The organism is Actinomadura madurae, assembly GCF_047130825.1.
Taxonomy (GTDB): domain Bacteria; phylum Actinomycetota; class Actinomycetes; order Streptosporangiales; family Streptosporangiaceae; genus Spirillospora; species Spirillospora madurae.
This window is the reverse complement of record NZ_CP083237.1, coordinates 6,217,974-6,236,041: the sequence shown is the minus strand read 5'-3', so window position 1 is coordinate 6,236,041 and position 18,068 is coordinate 6,217,974. Positions and strand designations below refer to the sequence as shown.

Here is an 18,068-nt window from a genome sequence, read left to right as displayed (position 1 = left end):
GCGAGGGAGAGCAAGCCATGCGCGCGACCCGTGCGATCGCCGCCCCGGCGGCCGTCCTGGCGGCGGTGGCGCTGCTGCCCGCCTGCGGCCTCGGGGCCCAGGAGGAGCAGTCCATCGCCGACAAGGACACCCTCGTCATCGGTGTGAAGGAGGACCAGCCGGCCCTGGGCGTGAAGCGCCCGGACGGCAAGTACGAGGGCTTCGACGTCGACGTCGCCAAGTACATCGCGGGGCGGCTCGGCGTCCCGGAGAGCAGTCTGACGTTCCGGACGACGAACTCGTCCGTCCGCGAGGACGCGCTCGCCAAGGGCACCGTCGACATGATCGTCGCGACGTACTCGATCACGGCCAAGCGCAAGATGAAGGTGACCTTCGGCGGCCCGTACTACGTCGCGCACCAGGACACCTTCGTCCGCGCCGACGCGACCGCGGTCAAGGACGTCCGGGACCTGAAGGGCAAGCGGATCTGCGAGGTGACCGGGTCCAACTCCTGGCGGCGCGTCATCGAGGAGCGCAAGGTCGCGGCGAAGCCCGTCACCGTGAACACCTACGGCGCCTGCATGGACGCCCTCGCCGCCGGCCGGCTCGACGCCGTCTCGACCGACGACCTCATCCTCGCCGGGTTCGCCACCGGCCGCCCCGGACGGATGATCAACGCGCCGTTCACCGACGAGAAGTACGGCGTCGGGCTGAAGAAGGGCGACCTGAAGGGGTGCGAGGAGGTCAACCGGGCCATCACCGCCATGTACCAGGACGGGACGGCGCAGCGGCTGCTGAACAAGTGGTTCGGCCAGTCGGGGCTGAAGCTGACGACGAGCGTCCCCCAGTTCGAGGGCTGTACCTGAGCCGCGGAGGGCCCGGACCTATCTGGTCGTGGACGGGAAGGCGACGATCGCCTCCCGCAGCGTGTCGTGGATCGGGATGAACTTGTCGAGCCCGGTGATGCGGAAGACCCGCTGGACGCGCGGCGGCAGCGCCACCAGCGCGATGTGCGTGCCGCGCTCGCCCGCGCGGCGGTTGGCGGCGACGATCGCGTTCAGGCCCGTCGAGTCGCAGAACGTGACCTCGCGCATGTCGACCACCATCGGCTCGCCCGATTCGACGACCTCGAACAGCGTCTCCTCGAAGCGCGTGCGCGACACCACGTCGATGTCGCCCTTGACGCGGACGAGCGTGCAGCGGTCGTCGCGCATCAGACTGATGTCGAAGTCCATCGTCACCTCACGCCCCACTCCGGCGGTTCCCGGCCATCTCAGGTGACTCCTCAGGATTGCGCACCCGTGCCCGCATTCCAAGCACTTCCCGGGAAAAGGACCAGGTCGCCCGCCCCTCACCCGGGACCGTAACGCCCGCCAGGACGTCCGCCCGGTGCTCCGTGACGACTCTACCTGACGATGCGCCCGGGGCGTCCGGATGCCTCCCGGGGCGTCCGGGAAACAGGCGTAATAACTTACTCAAGAGAAACTTACTTGAGGGTAGGAAATGGCGTCCAATACCGCCTGGGTGGCCTTTGACCTGGGCTTGAACCATTCCTGACCGGCTCTCGGCCGGGAAAGGAGGGCGCTGACCGGGGCCCGGATCGGCGCAGAGGTTACAGTGGCGTTGGCGAATTCGGGAGGCTGGGTGTTCTACACGTTCATGACGCGCGTGGTGCGTCCGATCCTCTGGCTTCTTTTCCGCCCGCGGGTGGTGGGCGGCGAGAACGTGCCGAGCTACGGGCCGCTCATCGTGGCGAGCAACCACCTGTCGTTCATCGACAGCTTCATCATCCCCCTGGCGGTCCCGCGTCCGGTCACCTACATCGCCAAGGCGGACTACTTCGAGGGCGGCGGGCTGAAGAACGGCTTCGTCCGCTGGTTCCTCACCAACCTCGGGCACGTCCCGGTGCGGCGCGGTGCCCGGCGGGCCGCCATGGGCGCGCTGGAGCAGGCCGCCGAGGTCCTCGGCAACAGCGGCGCGTTCGCGATCTACCCGGAGGGCACCCGCTCCCCGGACGGGCGCCTCTACCGCGCCCGGACGGGCATCGGCTGGCTCGTCCTGCAGTCCGGGGCGCGCGTCCTGCCGGTGGCACTCGAAGGCACCGAGAAGATCCAGCCGATCGGCGCGAGCCTCCCTCGCGTGTTCGGCCCCCGCCCCACCGTGCGGATCGGCCCGCCGATGGACTTCTCCCACTACCGCGACCTGCCGCCCGCCAAGGCCCGCCGCGCCATCGCCGACGAGATCGTCGAGACCATCCAGAAGATGTCCGGCCAGGAGTACGCCGGCGAGTACAACGAGCGCGCCGAGAAAAGCTGACGGGTTCGTCCGGGGGTGTGTCGTCCGGGGCGACTCGCCCCCTGTGCCCCGTAGGGTCGCGCCATGGCGCACAGGCTCCTCCCGATCATGCTGCTGTCGACGGCCGCCGCCGCGACCGCGTGCGGCGGCGGCGACGCCGGACGCGCCTCCCAGGTGGGCGGCACGGCCCGCGCCGAGGTGGCGGGCATCGGCTACACCTCCGACCAGCTCGCGCAGGCGCTGCTCACCGCGCCGACCGGCTACCGGCGCGCGGGCGAGCCCGACTCGGGCGAGTACGGGTCGCTGAAGGCCATCCAGAACGCGGCCAGGCTGCAGCGGGAGGCGGCGCTGGACAAGCCCCGCTGCGGGACGGGACGCCTCGCCGGGGACGTCGCCGGCGACGTCCCCGCCGCCCTCGTCTCGTTCACCAACAGCAGCGGCCAGACCGCCACCGAGACGCTGATGGGCATGTCCGCCGCCGACGCCGAGAAGCAGGTCAACGCCCGCGTCCCCACCGGCTGCCTGACCTTCCGCACCAAGGTCGGCACCACATGGTCCGAGCACCGGGTCGTCGAGGCGCCCAAGGGCGACATCGGCGAGGGCTCCCGCACCGTCGGCGTCACCACGATCAGCGGCGGCGCCCGCACCCGCACCTGGTACGTCGTGTTCCGGGGCCGCCACTACCTGTCCACCATCACCGTCTTCGGCCCCAACGCGACCCGCACCGACGCCGAACGCCTGGCCCACGAAGCCCTGGCCCAGGCTCAGCGCGTCCTGCCCTAATTCCCAGGGGGGCGACCCCCTGGAACCCCCGTCACGAGCCGGTCGATCCTCACGCCACGGTGCGGGTTGTCGTGACCGTGCGGGTCGGTGTCGTGCGTGGCCCCGGCTGAGCTTCAAACCCCGAAGGGTGCCCGCGGGGGTGGGGTGCGGCGGTGCGGGAGGGGGGTTTCAGCAGATACGGTTCGGCTTACACGAGCCGCAGGGTGCGGTGAGGCATGGCGTTCGCAGGGGTGGTCGTGGTCGGTAGGGAGGGACGGGTGACCGGCCGGATCGGGCCTGGACTCGTCGGCGAGGTCATGGTGGGCATCCGCGGGGGTGTGGAGGCGTTCTACGCGCACCCGGTCAATCCCCGTGACGAGATCGACGTCGGGGCGATCGTCGTCGTGGTCGAGTACCACCCGCCCCGGACGGTGTACGTGGCACCCGCGCTTCCCTCGTGACGCCACGACGATGAAATTGGCCTCATCAGGACGCGAATACGTGCGGCGGTGACCGAACCGTCCGCGCGCGGATGGCGTCTATTGGGAAACGCGGACGGGCCGCCCCCGGGCCGGCCGCGCCCCTGACATCTGAAGAGGAGGCCCCATGCCCGTGATCGCCGTGGCGGTCGGTGCCGTCGTCGCAGTCATCGTCTTGATCATCTTGTTCAAGATGGTCTGGCGGGTCGCCGAGCCGAACGAGGCTCTGATCATTTCCGGGCTGGGCGCCAGGTCCAAGCCGATCGACGGCGTGGACAGCCTCGGTTTCAAGATCATTACCGGTAAGGGCACGGCGGTGCTGCCCGGCTTCCAGACGTCCCGCCGGCTGCGGCTCGACAGCCGCGCGGCCAACCTCGAGGTCAGCTGCGTGACGCAGCAGGGCATCCCGGTCAAGGTCCGCGGCGTGGTCATCTACAAGGTCGGCGACGACTTCGTGTCGATCGCCAACGCGGCGCGGCGCTTCCTGGAGCAGCAGAAGTCGATGGACGGGGCCATCCACGAGCTGTTCACCGGCCACCTGCGCTCGATCATCGGCAACCTCACCGTCGAGGACCTGATCCTCAACCGCGAGCGCCTGACGTCCGAGACCCGCGGCTCGGCCGCCGACGAGATGAGCAAGCTCGGCCTGATCGTGGACTCCCTGCAGATCCAGGAGATCCACGACGACGCCGGCTACATCACCAACCTGGGCCGCCCGCACGCCGCCAAGGTCGCCGCCGCCGCCCGCATCGCCGAGGCCGAGCGGAACCAGGAGGCCACCCAGCGCGAGCAGGAGGCCCTGCGGGAGAACGCCGCGGTCATCCGGGACACCGAGATCAAGAAGGCCGAGTACGAGGGCCAGGTGCAGCAGGCCGCGCAGCAGGCCCGGCAGGAGGTCATCCTCAAGGAGACCCGCAACGCCGAGCTGGAGGCCGAGCGCACCGAGAAGCGGCTGGAGAGCGAGGTCCGCAAGCCCGCGGACGCTCGCGCGTACGAGCAGGTCAAGCTGGCCGAGGCGGAGCGCGAGGAGCGCATCTCCTACGCCCAGGCCGCCGCGACCGAGGTCCAGCTCAAGGCCCAGCGCGAGTCCGAGGCGATCCGGCTGCTCGGTGAGGCCGAGGCGGACGCGACCCGGCAGAAGGGCCTCGCCGAGGCGGAGGCGATCAAGGCCCGCGCCGTCGCCCTGGCGGAGAACACCGACGCCGTCATCGCCCAGCAGCTCGCCGAGAAGTGGCCGGAGATCGTCGAGGCCGGCGCGGGCGTGTTCGGCAACGTCGACAACATGGTCCTGCTCAACGGCGCCCAGGGCATGGAGGACATGCTCGCCAAGGCGCTCACGCTCGGCGGCACCGGCCTCGGCGTCGCCCGGCAGCTCCTCGCCGGGATGAACGGGCAGAACGCCGCGAACGGCCACAACGGCGTCCCGGCCGCCACGGTTCCCGTGGAGGTCCCCGCGGAGACGCCGAAGGAGGACTGACCGCCGAAGGCCCGGCCCGGTCCCGGGCCGGGCCTTCTTGGCGTTAACGGCCCGTCGCTCCCGCTAAGTTCGTTGCATGTCCGTGCCGCGGCTTGCCGTATCCGTCGACCTCGTCGTCCTCACCGTGCGGGAGCACCGGCTGTGCGCCCTCCGGTGGCGGCGCGACCGGGCGCCGTACCAGGGGGCGTGGTCGCTGCCGGGCGGGTTCATCCAGCTCGACGAGGACCTGCCCGCCGCCGCGTCCCGCCTCATGGCGGAGCGGGCCGGGCTCGCGGACGTGCGCATCCACCTGGAGCAGCTCGCGACCTACGGGTATCCCGACCGCGACCCCCGGCAGCGGGTGGTGAGCGTCGCCTACCTCGGGCTCGCGCCGGACCTGCCCGCCTCCAGCCGGGCGCAGGTGCTGTGGACGGCCGTGGACGACCTCGTCCACCGGGACCGGGCCGCGTTCGACCACCGGCGCATCCTGTGCGACGGGATGGAGCGGGCACGGGCGAAGCTGGAGTACACCTCGCTGGCCGCCGCCTTCTGCCCGCCCGAGTTCACGGTCGCGGAGCTGCGCCGCGTCTACGAGATCGTGTGGGGCACCAGCCTCGACCCGCGGAACTTCCACCGGAAGGTGACCGGCGCCGACCGGTTCCTCATCCCGACCGACCGGACCACCACGCGGGACGGCGGACGCCCCGCGAGGCTCTACCGGCGCGGCGACGCCGAACAGCTCAGGCCGCCCATGCTGAGACCCCGCGCATGAGGTTTTACCTGGGGCGATGTCGCAAGCAGCGCCGGGCGGTTGCTAGTTTCACCCCCTATGAACGGTGACCCTTCCGACGCTCTCGGCCTGCTCGTCCGGGACATCGGGGAGGCCGGCGTCGCGGAGATGGCCGGCTCCCCGGGCCTGGCGGCGGCCGTCGACCAGCATGTGGCCAGCCTCCGCGACGAACTGGGCGAGCCCGGCGCGCCGCCCGGATCGGCCGAGCTGATGGGATACCTGCATGGTTTCGCAGAGGACGCGTTCAACCGGGGCTGGTGGCCGGACGACACCCGCGACTGGGAGTTCGTCCGGATCGTGGCCGTTTGCTGGATGATGATGGACGCTGCATAGGCTGGGGCTCATCACCCCCTGTGCGATCTGGAGGACAACGGTGTCCGAGGCAACCACTCCGCGCTTCCGCTCCGTTCTCGACCGGTTCGTGGCTTACAAGCCCGGCAAGGTCGTGATGTCGCCCGAGGGCCGCTCGTTCAAGCTGTCGTCCAACGAGTCGCCGCACGGTCCGCTCCCGTCGGTCGTGGACGCGATCGGCGAGGCGGCCCGGAACGTCAACCGCTACCCGGACAACAACGCGACCGCGCTGACCGAGGCGATCGCGGAGTTCTGCGGCGTCCCCGCCGACCATGTCGCGGTCGGCTGCGGGTCGGTCGGGATGACCCAGATGCTGCTGGAGGCCGTCGCCGAGCCGGGCGCCGAGGTCGTCTACGCGTGGCGCTCCTTCGAGGCGTACCCGCTGCTGGTGTCGCTGTCGGGCGCCACGGGCGTCCAGGTCGCGCTGCGGGACGAGACCCACGACCTGCCCGCGATGGCCGGCGCGATCACCGACCGGACCCGCCTGATCTTCCTCTGCAACCCGAACAACCCGACGGGCACGATCGTCCGGCGCGCGGAGATCGAGGCGTTCCTGGACCGCGTCCCCGCCGACTGCCTGGTCGTCCTGGACGAGGCGTACCGCGAGTACGTCCGCGACGACGAGGTGCCGGACGGCCTCGCCCTCTACGGCGACCGGCCGAACCTGGCGATCCTCCGCACGTTCTCCAAGGCCTACGGCCTCGCCGGCCTGCGCCTCGGGTTCCTCGTGGCGCACCCGGAGGTGGCGGGCGCGATCCGCAAGACCTTCCTCCCGTTCAGCGTGAACTCGGTCGCGCAGGCCGCCGGGATCGCGTCGCTGCGGGCCACCGGTGAACTCCTGGAGCGCGTCGAGGGCACGGTGAAGGAGCGCGACCGCGTCCGGGACGCGCTCCTCGCGGACGGCTGGACCGTCCCGCCGACGGAGGCCAACTTCGTCTGGCTCCGCCTGGGCGACCGCACGATGGACTTCTCCGCAGCCTGCGACGCCCAGGGCGTGAGCGTCCGCCCCTTCGCGGGCGAGGGCGCCCGCGTCTCGATCGGCTCCCCAGAGGAGAACGACGCCTTCCTCGCGGTGGCCAAAGCCTTCCCCCACCGCAACTGACGGCCCTCGGACGGCAGCGCACGACGGCCTTCGCGTGCGCTGCCGTCAGTGGACCGCCTGATCCGTCCTCGTCGGCTCGGCAACCGGTTCGGGCTGTTCCGGCCCGGACCGTGAGAGCCAGCGAAGCGCGATGACGCCGAGGACGACGTGCAGGAGGCTCGCCACGGCGGCGGCGACGCGGAGGCCGGTGACGAAGGCCGCCTTCGCGTCCCCGATGGCCGCGGGCGTCACCCCGGGGAGCCGGAGCGTCTCATCGAGGGCGGGCGCCAGGCCGGGCCCCTGGAGCCGGAAGATCAGCGCGGCGAGCGAGCCGAGCAGCGCGATCCCGAGGGCGTTGCCGATCTCGTTGCTGGTCTCCGCGATCGCTCCCGCCGAGCCCGCCCGCTCGACCGGGACCGCGCCGACCGCCGTGTCGGCGACCACGGCGAAGGAGATGCCGTAGCCGACGCCCGCGGTGACCGTGGCGGCGACGTACCATCCGGCCCCGCCGCCGGTCGTGACCGGCAGGAAGAGGAGCAGCCCGGCCGCGATGGAGAAGTGGCACGTGATCAGCGCGGCCCGCCTGCCGACGCGGTCGGCGACCGGCGGTGTCACGACGCAGGCGGTGGTCAGGACCGCGGCCCCGGGCAGGGCCAGCAGCGCGGCGTCCAGGATGGGCAGGCCGAGGACCGACTGGAGGTGGACGCCGGCCAGGAAGGCGGTGGCCGACCACGCGGCCAGCGGCAGGAGACCGGTGATGATCGCGACGGTGAAGACGCGGTCGCGGAAGAGCGAGAAGTCCATCAGCGGGTGCACGAGGACCCGCTGCCGGCGGGCGAACCACGCGAGCAGCGCCACCCCCGCCGCGCCCGCCAGGACGGCGGCGGGCGAGAGGCCCTCGGCGGCCCCGTGCTTGAGCCCGTGGACGACGAGCAGGAGGCCCGCCGCCGAGGTCGCCACGCTGAGGACGTCCACGCGCCCGGGACGGGCCGCGCGCACCTCGCCGAGCAGGAGGGGGGCGAACACCAGGAAGAGCACGGTGACGGGCAGGTTCACCAGGAAGACCGATCCCCACCAGAACCGTTCCAGCAGCATCCCGCCGACGACGGGGCCGATCGCGAACCCGGCCGAGAACGCCGCGGCGAAGATGCCGATCGCCTGCGCCCGGCGGCGGGGGTCGGCGAACAGCTCGCTCAGCACCGCCAGGGCCGACGGCAGCAGCGTCGCGCCGGCGGCGCCCATCAGCGCGCGGGCGGCGATGAGCAGCTCCGGGGTGGGCGCGAACGCGGCCGCCGCGGACCCGAGACCGAAGACCGCTGCGCCGATCATGAGCAGCCGCAGCCGGCCGTACCGGTCGCCGATGGCGCCGAACGCGATGAGCAGGGATCCGACCGCGAATCCGTAGACGTCCAGGATCCACAGGGCCTGGTCCGCCGTGGGCGTGAGGGCCTGACCGATCCGTGGCATCGCCAGGAACAGGATCGAGCCGTCCATGGACACCAGGAGTACGGGACCGAGGATCACCAGGAGCCCGAGCCAGGAACGGAGACCGGCGGGGTTCGTCGCGTGCCGCTGAGACATGCCGTCCACGCTCCGGCACCGCCCGGACGGCAGCCATCCACCTGCCGTGGGTACACCTCGCAGGTGCACCCGGTCAGACGCCGGACCGCTTACGCTCGAAATCGTGGAGAGCCTCGGAACGTTCCTGCGGAGCCGTCGTGACCGGGTCACGCCGGCCCAGGTCGGGCTGCGTACCTACGGCACCGCGCGGCGGGTGCCGGGACTGCGACGCGAGGAACTCGCCCAGCTCGCCGGAGTGAGCGCGGGCTACTACACGCGCCTGGAGCAAGGCCTGGCGGACACCGCTTCCGAGCAGGTTCTGAGCGCCCTCGCCAGGGTGCTGCGGCTCGACGCGGTCGAGCGCACGCACCTGCTCAATCTCGCGCGGCAGTCTCCTGTTCCCGGTCTGTCCGAACCACCTCGTGAGGCGCCCCACGCGCGGGTCCTCGCGCTCTTGAACTCCCTCGGTGAGGCGATACCGGCGCTCGTGCTGGGCCGCCGGGGAGACGTCCTGGCCTGGAACCGCACCGGTCACGCCCTGTTCGCCCGGCACCTCGCCTTCGACGCGCCGAAGGAACCAGGGCACCGGCCGTCCATCCCGCGCATGTTCTTCCTCGACCCGCGCACCCGCGACCTGCACCGCAACTGGGAGGAGCTCGCGCGCATCCACGTCGCCTACCTCCGGCTCACCGCCGGCCGGTTCCCCACCGACGCGCGGCTGGCGGAGCTGATCGGGGAACTCGTCATGCGAAGCGACGAGTTCGCGGCCATGTGGGCGACCGGCGAGGTCGCCGACTGCACCACCGGCGACATGCACCTGAGCCACCCCGCCGCCGGCGCGGTCAGCATCGCCTACCAGGTCTGGCTCCAGCCCGACAGCCCCGACCACCGGCTTGAGATATACACACCGAACGACCCCGCCTCAGCAGCCGCGCTGCAATCCCTCGCCAACGTCTCTCGCCAGGGCGACGTCCGCGAAGCCGGCGCCGCCCCTCGCGGACGTCCGGAACCGTCTCGGGGTCAGCCGGCCTTGGCGGGGCCGAGCTTCTCCACGATCAGCCGGTAGAGCTGGCGGGGGCGGCCGGGCTGCGGGGTGCGGTTCGGGGGCAGCGGCCAGGCCAGGCCCTCCTCGACGAGGGTGCGCAGGAGGCGGCGGGCGGTGCGGGGCGTGACGCCCAGCATCTTGCCGGCGTTCTCCGCGTCCACGATGAGCGGCTGCTCCTGGTCGCCGAGCTTGTCGGCCAGCCGGGCGAGGATCTCCAGGCCCTTCGGCTTGGCCTGCGGCTGAGCGCGCGGGGGAGTGCGGGGCGCGGGGACGAGCGCGCGGCCGTCGCGGTCGAGGGCGAAGCCCTGGGCGCGCTGGGAGCTCTGCGAGCGGGCCAGGGCGGCGCGGGCGTGGTTCTCCGCCTCGTGCGCCGTGCGGCCCATGCCGATGCCGACCTCGATGGCGAGGCCCAGCTCCTCGCGGACGCGCTCGACGAACGGCGGGGTGCGGAACCCCTCGGTGGACGCGGTCACCGAGCCGCGCGTCGCGATGACCAGGTAGCTGTGGTCGTCCAGGGGCCACACGGAGGCGTTCATGCGGTGCGCCTCCTGGAGGAGGACGCGGTGCAGGGCGAGCTTCAGCTCGTCCCGCCAGTAGCGGGGGGTGACGCGGCGCGGCGTCTCGCGGAGGGTGGGCACGTCCACCAGGACGACGACGAGCTGCGACTCCTCCAGGCGGTGGTGGGCGCCGAGCAGCGCCGCGGTCTGGAGGGAGCTGCGGATCGCGGCGCCGGTCGGGCGGACGCGGATGGTGGGCACGCCCGCCATCTCCATGCGCTCGGCGGTGGCGTGCACGCAGGTCATCGCGACGGTGGTGGCGCCGCGCCGCCACAGCCGCTCGTGGAACGCGGCGAGCGTGCCGGGGCCGGCGGCCTCCTCGCGCAGGTGCACCTGCTCGGTGCCGAGGCTGATCTCGGAGTAGGCCTCCTCGACCTCGGCGCGGCCGAGCACGTCGATGCTGACCCGGGACGGGTCGAAGCGCTCGTCGAGGGACGCCCGCAGCAGCGCGCCCTGGAGCGCGGCGCCGTTCAGCGGCACGTAGGTGGCGGGCATGCTGAGGACGCCCGCCTTGCGCGCGAAGTCGTAGGGGACGGGGCTGGCGAACAGGCACACGTCGACGCCCGAGCCCAGCCGCACCACCTTGTCGGCGGCCTCCTGCTCGTCCCGGTACGCGGCGGCCACCAGCCGGCTCGGGACGGGTGTGGGGCCATGGCCCATCAGCATGACCCGTTCCACCAGGTCATGCGGGCCCACGACCCCGATCGTGAGGTCGGGGGTGACCGACCCCGTGCGTGCCGCCGTCATCGATGATCGCTCGCTTCCGGTCCGTCCTCTCGGCGGGGTCGCCGCCCCGGCCACCTGCTCGCGCACGTTCCGCCCAACGGTTGACTCATGGCTCGTCGTCCCTGCCTTCTGCCCCAGCACCGCAGTTCCCGTGCGATTCGCCTTCCCACAGTCCGCAGATCGGGTCAGGACGACGATGTGTGACGCCCAGAGGCGAAATCGAATCAAGAGTGCGGCGAAAAAGTAACCTACGCGACCCCTTGGTCAGTAATTTGTCACCAATCGGCCAGGCATGATCCTGCATCTTCGGACGTCCGAAGTTGAAAAACAAGACCCGAAAACATGGCGGGGGGTCCTTCCTGACGCTGTCACGTACAGGGGGGACCCCTAGGGTGTCCGTTTGGTTTACGCGCGGGCCGAAATCCGTGCGAGCCCGTGCCGACCGGGCCGGAAAGACGAGCGATCCGTGCAGGCAGGGCCGCGGATCGGCGCCGGTGATTTTTTACCGCGTTACGGTCCGCCCCATTGGGAGCGGTCCAGGGGGCACTTCCCAGGTCAGCGGGACGCCCTACAGGCGGTCAGGACGGCTGTCCGAGCGGTGCGTCACCGGCCGGTGACGCACCGCTCGGGCGATTTGGCCGCCGGGCGTTACATGCCCCGTCAGGGATCACGCCCGAGTTGGTCAGAGGGAGGCCACATTCGGCCGATTAAGGCCCCGGGGCGGGCGCCGCGGCGCCTTAGTCGGCCTCGCGGACGATCTCCGCGCCGAGCTGGGAGAGCCGCTCGGCGGTGTGCGCGTGCCCGCGGTCGAGGTAGTACGCGGAGGTGATCGTCGTCTCGCCCTCGGCGGCCAGGGCCGCGAGGACGAGGGCGCTGCCGCAGCGCAGGTCGTGCGCCTCGACCTCGGCGCCGCGCAGGCCGCGCGGGCCGTTCACCTTCGCGCGGTTGCCGTCCACCTCGATGTCGGCGCCCATCTTCGCCAGCTCGCCGGCCAGCTTGAACCGGCCGTCGAAGATCCGCTCGTAGACGTAGGACGGGCCCTCGGCCAGGCAGGACAGCGCCATGATCGGCGACTGCAGGTCGGTGGCGAAGCCCGGGTACTCGTCGGTGATGACGTTGATCGGGCGGAGCGTCCGGTCGCGGCGCACCTGCAGGACGGCGCCCTGCTGGTGGAACTCGACGCCCATCTGCTCCAGCTTGTCGGCGGCGACGCCGAGGTGCTCCAGCGAGGCGCCGACGAGGCTGAGGTCGCCGCCGGTGATCGCGGCGGCCATCACGAACACGCCGGCGTCGATCCGGTCGGGCATCACGGTGTGCTCGACGGCGGTCAGCTCGTCCACGCCCTCGACGGTGATGAACCCGGTGCCGCCGCCGCTGATCCGGGCGCCCATCGCCTGCAGGATCGCGATGTTGTCCAGCACCTCGGGCTCCAGCGCCGCGTTCTTGATCAGCGTGGTGCCGTGCGCCAGCGCGGCCGCCATGATCAGGTTCTCGGTGCCGGTGTGCGACGGGGTGTCGCAGTACAGCGTGCCGCCGCGCAGGTCGCCGGCCTTGATGTGGATGATGCCGTCGCCGTTGTCGGCCACGTGCTCGGTGACCGTGGCGCCCATCCGCTTGAAGCCGTTGTAGTGGAAGTCCAGGTTGCGGCTGCCGAGGTTGCAGCCCCCGACGCCCTCGATCACCGCTTCGCCGAGCCGGTGCAGCAGCGCCGGGACGAACAGGAACGAGCCGCGGAACCGGGAGGCGATGTCGGCGGGCAGCACGGGGCTGCTCAGCGATGACGCGTCGATCACCAGGGTGCGCTCGGTCTCGTGCAGCTCGGCCTTGGCGCCCACCGCGCGGGCGAGCTCCACCGCCCGCCGGACGTCCTCGATGATCGGGACGTTGCGCAGGACGGTCCGTCCCTTGGCCGCCATCAGCGAGGCGCCGATCATCGGCAGGACGGCGTTCTTCGCGCCCTGGATGAAAACGGTGCCGTGCAACTGCCGGCCGCCGCGCACGCGGTAGCGAACCTCGTGGCCCATGCTCATGCCGCCTTACTTCCTCTCAGATGCGGTTTCAGTGCCTGCAATCCAGTGGGAGCACGAGGGCCGAGCGCGCCGAGTCCCCCCTCTGCGTCAACGCGACCCCAGTAAACCACCGGGCCGAGGGTGTGAAGCCCGGCCCGCGCCTCGTCGGCGTCAGTCTGCTCGTTGAGACTTCCGCGACACGCCAAAGGTTCGCGTTCCCCAGGAAAATTCCCAAGGTCAGCCTAGGGCCGCGAGGCGGGCGAATACGGGCTATCGTGATCATTTATGGATGATGAGACGCCCGGCTGGGACGCCATCGACGACGCCCTCCGCGGCATCTACGGGGACGCGAAGCCCTATCACCTGGGCACGCTCCTCAAGTGGGCGCTGGGCGGTCCCGATCCGCTGGACGGGATCAGTGTCTACGCCCGCACCGAACCCATCCCGCACTGGCATTTCGTGTCGTACGGGATGAGCGAGCTGTACACCAAGGAATCGGAGAATCCGGACGAGTCGGGCTGGGGGTTCGAGTTCACCTTCCGCCTCGCCCGCGACCCGGCCGAGGAGACGCCGCCCGCGTGGGCCGCGAACTTCCTGCAGAACCTGGGCCGCTACGTCTTCACCAGCGGCAACTGGTTCGAGCCCGGCCACCACATGGACGTCAACGGGCCGATCGCCGCCGACCGCGACGACTCGGAGATCCGCGCGGTGACCTTCGCCGCGGACCCGGAACTCGGAGAGATCGCGACCCCGCACGGCAGCGTCCTCTTCCTCCAGGTCGTCGGGCTCGCGGCGGAGGAGTACGAGGCGCTGCGCCGCTGGAACGCCGACGGCCTCATGGCCGTGCTCGCCCCGCACCTCCCGCTGCTCGTCACCGACGTCGACCGCCGGTCGCTGCTCGCCGACCCCGGCGTCGCCCGCGCCGTCGAGGCGGGCATCGCGCGGGACGGCTCCAGCAGCGGGCTGCTGTTCGTGACCACGGCCGGCTGGCTGCGCGACGCCGGGTCCACCACGCTGCGGCTCGGCGCGCTCCAGGCCCCCGCGATCGCGGACGCGCTGCGGGGCCGACTCCCCTTCGGCCGGGAACTGATCCTGCAGACCGAGGACACCGTCCTGGCGTTCCGTCCCGGCGACGCGTTCGCCGTCGAGGAGCCGGACGAGGGACAGTTGGAGGTCCACGTCCCGCCGGCCGCCCTGGACGACCTCACGGCCGTCCTGCGGCCCACCGCGGGCAGCGCCGCGGTCCCCGCCCTCCCCGGCCTCACCGTGGAGATCGTGCCGACCGCCATGCGCGACCGCTACGGCAACGAGACCGGCGAAGTGGTCGGCTGACCCTCCGCGGGTCAGCGGGGTTCCAGGACCTCGATGGGGTCGCCGACCGTGAGCGTGCCCAGAACGCGCGGAACGCAATTCTGACCGAAGAGGATGCCGCGGTCACGGTTGCGGTAGGAGGCGAGCGTCCGCAGCGGCTCACGGCCCCGTTCGGCCGTTTTCTGGTCGGTGGTGGTGATGACGCAGCGGTTGCACGGCTTCACCATTTCGATGACGGTCTCGCCGACGCGCAGGAGTCGGACGTCGTCCTCGCCGAAGGGGCCGAGGCCCTCGACGACGAGGCTCGGACGGAACCTGTTCATCGGCAGCGGTTCGTCCAGGCGCGCGTTGAGGTCGTCCAGCGACTCCGCGGAGATGACCAGCAGCGGGTATCCGTCGGCGAACATGACCTCACCGCCACCCCGGGACGTGGGCCGGTGACCGGTGAAACGCACCAGGCGGCAGTCGATGTCGAACAGTTCGGAGAACCACGCCGCGGCCTCGTCGCCCTGGTCGACGCCCTGGCATTCCTTGCGCTGGACGGTGACGTCCCTGACCTCGCCCACGTCCGAGGCCTTGTGCACCAGCGGTGAGACTCCGGGCGCGTCCACCGTGAGGATCTCGCCGTCGTAGGACGGGCGCAGCAACGCCATCCGCGCGAGATCCCGCTGAGAGAGGAAGCGGCCCTCGGGTGTGACGAGCATGAACTCGCGGTCGAACGGCAGACCGCGCGCGGTCAACTCGGCAGTGCGCAGCGCGGTCACGGCGCCGCTCTTGAGCGGATAGACGTTCAGCTCGGTCAGGGTCCCCTGCAAGGCCCCTCCTACCTCAGATCGGCCAGTCGGTCGAACATCGCCCCGAGACGCTCGACGAAACGCTCGGGACGGCACACCTCGTCCAGGCGCCGCTCGTCCAGGGTCAGGCCCGCCTCCGCGGCGTGCTTGCGGAGCGTCTCGCGGAACGGCGTCCCGCTCTCCCACGTCTCCATGGCGGCCTTCTGGACCAGCGGATACGCCTCGTCGTCGCGCGACATGCCCGCCTCGACCAGCTCCAGCAGCACGGTCGAGGTGTAGATGAGGCCGCCGGTCGAGTCCAGGTTGGCCCGCATCCGCGCCTCGTCCACGACCAGACCGGACATGAGGCGGTTCGTCAGGTTCAGCATGTAGTCGAGCGCGATGGACGCGTCCGGCAGCGCGATCCGCTCGGTGGACGAGTGCGAGATGTCGCGCTCGTGCCACAGCGGGATGCCCTCCAGCACCGGGACGACCTGGGCGCGGACGATCCGCGCCATCCCCGCCAGCCGCTCGGAGATGATCGGGTTCTTCTTGTGCGGCATCGCCGACGAGCCCTTCTGGCCCTTGCCGAACGGCTCCCACAGCTCCCGGACCTCGGTGCGCTGCCCGTGCCGCACCTCCAGCGCGATCGCCTCGCACACCGTCGCCATGATCGAGAGGGACGACACCCACTCGCTGATCCCGTCCCGCATCACGACCTGCGTCGACACGTCCGCCGGCCGCAGCCCGAGCTTCCGCGCGACGTGCAGCTCGACCGCCGGGTCGATGTTGGAGTACGTCCCGACCGCGCCGGAGATCGCCATCACGCCGACCGCCTCGCGGGCGCGCCGCAGCCGGTCGCGCGAGCGGGCCAGCGCGAACGCGAAGTCGGCGACGCGGTGCCCCCACACGTCCGGCTCGCCGTGGATCCCGTGCGTCCGCCCGACCCGCAGCGTCGCCCGGTGCGCGAGGGCGTGGTCGCGCAGCGTCGCCACGAGCGCGTCCGCCTTGTCCAGCAGGATGTCGGTCGCCTCGACGAGCTGCAGCGCGAGCGCCGTGTCGAGCAGGTCCGACGACGTCATGCCGAAGTGGACGTACCGGGCGGCCTCCCGCGGCTCGGTGTTGTCCGCCCACGCCGACAGAAAGGCGATCACGTCGTGCTGCGTGACCGCCTCGATCGCGTGCACCGCCTCCGGCGTCGGCGGCGGCGCCGCGCGCACCGGCTCCACCACCTCCGGCGGGATCGTGCCGGCCTCGGCGTGGGCCTCGACGACGAGGACCTCCACCTGGCACCACAGCTCGTATTTGTGCGCGTCGCTCCAGACGCGCCCCATCTCCGGAAGGGTGTACCGCTCGATCACCCGACGATTGTCCCAGGCTGGACGGTCAGCGGTCGCCCCGGGGCCTCACGTGTCCCGGAGCGCGCCGGCCCGGGTGGCGCGCAGGGCGATGTCGGTGCGGTGGTGGGCGCCGCGCACGGCGATCTTCGAGACGGCCTCGTAGGCGGTGGCGCGGGCCGCCGCGAGGTCGGGCCCGGTGCCGACGATGTTGAGGACGCGCCCGCCGTTGGCGGTCAGCCGTCCCTCGCCGCCGAGCTTGGTGCCCGCGTGCAGGACGTACGCGCCTTCGACCCCGGCGGCCCCGTCCAGGCCGGTGATCTCGTCGCCCTTCACCGGCGCGGCCGGATACCCCTCGGCGGCCACGACCACCGTGACGGCCGCACCCGGGTGCCATTCGGGACGGAACTCCGGGTCGAGCCCGCCGATCGCGCAGGCCTGCAGCAGCCTGCCGATCGGGGTCGCGAGCCGGTCCAGGACGACCTGCGTCTCCGGGTCGCCGAAGCGGGCGTTGAACTCCACCACCCGCACGCCCTTGGACGTCAGCGCCAGACCCGCGTACAGGACGCCGACGTACGGCGTCTCGCGGCGGCGCAGCTCGTCCACCGCGGGCTGGACGACCGTGGACATGACCTCGTCCACCAGTTCCGGGGGCGCCCAGGGGAGCGGCGTGTAGGCGCCCATCCCGCCCGTGTTCGGGCCCTCGTCCTTGTCGTAGGCGCGCTTGAAGTCCTGCGCCGGCAGCAGCGGAACCGCGTGCTGCCCGTCGCACAGCGCGAACAGGGAGACCTCGGGGCCGTCCAGGAACTCCTCGATCACCACGCGCTCGCACCCGGCCGCGTGCCGCTCCGCGGCGGCCCGGTCCCCGGTGACGACGACGCCCTTCCCCGCCGCCAGACCGTCGTCCTTCACGACGTAGGGCGGGCCGAACGCGTCGAGCGCCTCGGCCACCTGCGCGCTCGTGTCGCACACCCGCGACGCGGCCGTCGGCACCCCGGCCTCCGCCATGACCTCCTTCGCGAACGCCTTGGACGCCTCGATCCTGGCCGCCGCCCGGTCCGGGCCGAAGCACGGGAACCCCGCCCGGCGCAGGGCGTCGCCCACCCCCGCCACCAGCGGCGCCTCCGGGCCCACGACCACCAGGTCGACCCGCAGCCGCCCGGCCAGCTCCGTCACCGCCACCGGATCCGTCGGGTCCAGCTGGTGGTTGTCCGCGATCTCCGCCGTGCCCGGATTGCCGGGGGCGCAGTGGACGGCGGTGACGGCAGGGTCGCGATGCAGGGCGCGGGCGAGCGCATGCTCGCGGCCACCCGATCCAAGGACGAGTACTCGCACGTCACGCGAGCTTACTGGTCCCGCCTCCGCCGAGGGCGGGCATGACCCCTCGGAGACCGGCGTCGCTCCGGATGAGGCGACCGTCACACCCGAGCCGGGTGAACCTCGCCGTTACAGGCGGCGTCCCAATTGTCGGCTGATAAGCTGCGACGGGCTTGACCGCCGCATGTCGAGGTGCGTGAAAGGAGGTGGTCGGGATGAGTCCTGGTGATCCTTGCAGTT

17 protein-coding genes are annotated in these 18,068 nt (G+C 71.7%); 10 read left to right on the top strand and 7 right to left on the bottom strand.

What is annotated here, in order from left to right:
• Window positions 1–17 precede the first annotated feature (17 nt).
• Window positions 18–845, top strand: a complete 828-nt coding sequence (locus tag K8Z49_RS28425) for a glutamate ABC transporter substrate-binding protein (RefSeq protein ID WP_111830882.1) — start codon at window positions 18–20, stop codon at window positions 843–845.
• Between the two features lie 18 nt (window positions 846–863).
• Here the strand turns inward: K8Z49_RS28425 and K8Z49_RS28420 are convergent, their stop codons facing one another.
• Entirely contained in the window at window positions 864–1,214 is a 351-nt protein-coding gene (locus K8Z49_RS28420; protein ID WP_021593804.1) for an STAS domain-containing protein, read from the bottom strand.
• Window positions 1,215–1,623: 409 nt separating this feature from the next.
• Between K8Z49_RS28420 and K8Z49_RS28415 the strand changes: the two genes are divergently transcribed.
• The 7 genes from K8Z49_RS28415 (at window position 1,624) to hisC (ending at window position 7,214) form a co-directional block, all read left to right on the top strand.
• Entirely contained in the window at window positions 1,624–2,295 is a 672-nt protein-coding gene (locus K8Z49_RS28415) for a lysophospholipid acyltransferase family protein (protein WP_021593805.1), read from the top strand.
• A gap of 63 nt (window positions 2,296–2,358) precedes the next feature.
• A complete protein-coding gene (locus K8Z49_RS28410) occupies window positions 2,359–3,057 on the top strand; it encodes a hypothetical protein (RefSeq protein WP_412515671.1) in 699 nt (232 codons plus the stop codon).
• Window positions 3,058–3,272: 215 nt separating this feature from the next.
• Window positions 3,273–3,497 (top strand): hypothetical protein, encoded by a 225-nt coding sequence (locus K8Z49_RS28405; protein WP_052357922.1) that lies wholly within the window; start codon window positions 3,273–3,275, stop codon window positions 3,495–3,497.
• Between the two features lie 145 nt (window positions 3,498–3,642).
• On the top strand, window positions 3,643–4,992 hold the full coding sequence (locus tag K8Z49_RS28400; RefSeq protein WP_021593808.1) for an SPFH domain-containing protein: 1,350 nt from the start codon (window positions 3,643–3,645) through the stop codon (window positions 4,990–4,992).
• A gap of 76 nt (window positions 4,993–5,068) precedes the next feature.
• A complete protein-coding gene (locus K8Z49_RS28395) occupies window positions 5,069–5,743 on the top strand; it encodes an NUDIX hydrolase (protein ID WP_021593809.1) in 675 nt (224 codons plus the stop codon).
• A gap of 57 nt (window positions 5,744–5,800) precedes the next feature.
• Window positions 5,801–6,094: a DUF6401 family natural product biosynthesis protein gene (locus K8Z49_RS28390; RefSeq protein WP_021593810.1), complete on the top strand. Its 294-nt coding sequence runs from the start codon at window positions 5,801–5,803 to the stop codon at window positions 6,092–6,094.
• A 40-nt stretch (window positions 6,095–6,134) separates the two neighbouring features.
• Entirely contained in the window at window positions 6,135–7,214 is a 1,080-nt protein-coding gene (gene hisC / locus K8Z49_RS28385) for a histidinol-phosphate transaminase (RefSeq protein ID WP_412515670.1), read from the top strand.
• A gap of 45 nt (window positions 7,215–7,259) precedes the next feature.
• On the opposite strand, the gene K8Z49_RS28380 is transcribed toward hisC, so the two are convergent.
• Window positions 7,260–8,774, bottom strand: a complete 1,515-nt coding sequence (locus tag K8Z49_RS28380) for an MFS transporter (protein ID WP_412515669.1) — start codon at window positions 8,772–8,774, stop codon at window positions 7,260–7,262.
• Between the two features lie 103 nt (window positions 8,775–8,877).
• Between K8Z49_RS28380 and K8Z49_RS28375 the strand changes: the two genes are divergently transcribed.
• Window positions 8,878–9,819 carry a helix-turn-helix transcriptional regulator gene (locus tag K8Z49_RS28375; protein ID WP_412515668.1) on the top strand — a complete coding sequence of 314 codons (942 nt, stop codon included), beginning with the start codon at window positions 8,878–8,880 and terminating at the stop codon, window positions 9,817–9,819.
• Here the strand turns inward: K8Z49_RS28375 and K8Z49_RS28370 are convergent.
• Entirely contained in the window at window positions 9,774–11,102 is a 1,329-nt protein-coding gene (locus K8Z49_RS28370; RefSeq protein ID WP_021593814.1) for a transcriptional regulator, read from the bottom strand. The two genes, K8Z49_RS28375 and K8Z49_RS28370, sit on opposite strands and share 46 nt — an antisense overlap.
• A gap of 716 nt (window positions 11,103–11,818) precedes the next feature.
• Window positions 11,819–13,105: a UDP-N-acetylglucosamine 1-carboxyvinyltransferase gene (murA, locus tag K8Z49_RS28365; RefSeq protein WP_024936346.1), complete on the bottom strand. Its 1,287-nt coding sequence runs from the start codon at window positions 13,103–13,105 to the stop codon at window positions 11,819–11,821.
• 270 nt (window positions 13,106–13,375) lie between these two features.
• Here murA and K8Z49_RS28360 point away from each other — a divergent pair, with 270 nt between their 5' ends.
• Window positions 13,376–14,422 carry a suppressor of fused domain protein gene (locus K8Z49_RS28360; RefSeq protein ID WP_021593816.1) on the top strand — a complete coding sequence of 349 codons (1,047 nt, stop codon included), beginning with the start codon at window positions 13,376–13,378 and terminating at the stop codon, window positions 14,420–14,422.
• An 11-nt stretch (window positions 14,423–14,433) separates the two neighbouring features.
• Here K8Z49_RS28360 and K8Z49_RS28355 read toward each other — a convergent pair whose 3' ends face one another.
• Genes K8Z49_RS28355 through purD form a run of 3 tightly spaced genes read right to left on the bottom strand, consistent with a single transcriptional unit; the run spans window position 14,434 to window position 17,846 of the window.
• Complete coding sequence (locus tag K8Z49_RS28355; RefSeq protein ID WP_021593817.1) at window positions 14,434–15,216, bottom strand: MOSC domain-containing protein; 783 nt, start codon at window positions 15,214–15,216, stop codon at window positions 14,434–14,436.
• Window positions 15,217–15,224: 8 nt separating this feature from the next.
• The gene (gene purB, locus K8Z49_RS28350; protein ID WP_021593818.1) at window positions 15,225–16,535 is read right to left on the bottom strand and encodes an adenylosuccinate lyase; all 1,311 of its coding nucleotides are present in this window, start codon (window positions 16,533–16,535) and stop codon (window positions 15,225–15,227) included.
• 45 nt (window positions 16,536–16,580) lie between these two features.
• Window positions 16,581–17,846, bottom strand: a complete 1,266-nt coding sequence (purD, locus tag K8Z49_RS28345; protein ID WP_412515667.1) for a phosphoribosylamine--glycine ligase — start codon at window positions 17,844–17,846, stop codon at window positions 16,581–16,583.
• Window positions 17,847–18,068 lie beyond the last annotated feature (222 nt).

Coding starts and splice junctions, on each gene's coding strand:
- K8Z49_RS28380 (WP_412515669.1), bottom strand. CDS start 8,774: ATGTCTCAGCGGCACGCGACGAACCCCGCCGGTCTCCGTTCCTGGCTC.
- K8Z49_RS28400 (WP_021593808.1), top strand. CDS start 3,643: ATGCCCGTGATCGCCGTGGCGGTCGGTGCCGTCGTCGCAGTCATCGTC.
- K8Z49_RS28395 (WP_021593809.1), top strand. CDS start 5,069: ATGTCCGTGCCGCGGCTTGCCGTATCCGTCGACCTCGTCGTCCTCACC.
- K8Z49_RS28370 (WP_021593814.1), bottom strand. CDS start 11,102: ATGACGGCGGCACGCACGGGGTCGGTCACCCCCGACCTCACGATCGGG.
- K8Z49_RS28390 (WP_021593810.1), top strand. CDS start 5,801: ATGAACGGTGACCCTTCCGACGCTCTCGGCCTGCTCGTCCGGGACATC.
- K8Z49_RS28420 (WP_021593804.1), bottom strand. CDS start 1,214: ATGGACTTCGACATCAGTCTGATGCGCGACGACCGCTGCACGCTCGTC.
- K8Z49_RS28360 (WP_021593816.1), top strand. CDS start 13,376: ATGGATGATGAGACGCCCGGCTGGGACGCCATCGACGACGCCCTCCGC.
- K8Z49_RS28425 (WP_111830882.1), top strand. CDS start 18: ATGCGCGCGACCCGTGCGATCGCCGCCCCGGCGGCCGTCCTGGCGGCG.
- K8Z49_RS28405 (WP_052357922.1), top strand. CDS start 3,273: ATGGCGTTCGCAGGGGTGGTCGTGGTCGGTAGGGAGGGACGGGTGACC.
- K8Z49_RS28410 (WP_412515671.1), top strand. CDS start 2,359: ATGGCGCACAGGCTCCTCCCGATCATGCTGCTGTCGACGGCCGCCGCC.
- murA (WP_024936346.1), bottom strand. CDS start 13,105: ATGGGCCACGAGGTTCGCTACCGCGTGCGCGGCGGCCGGCAGTTGCAC.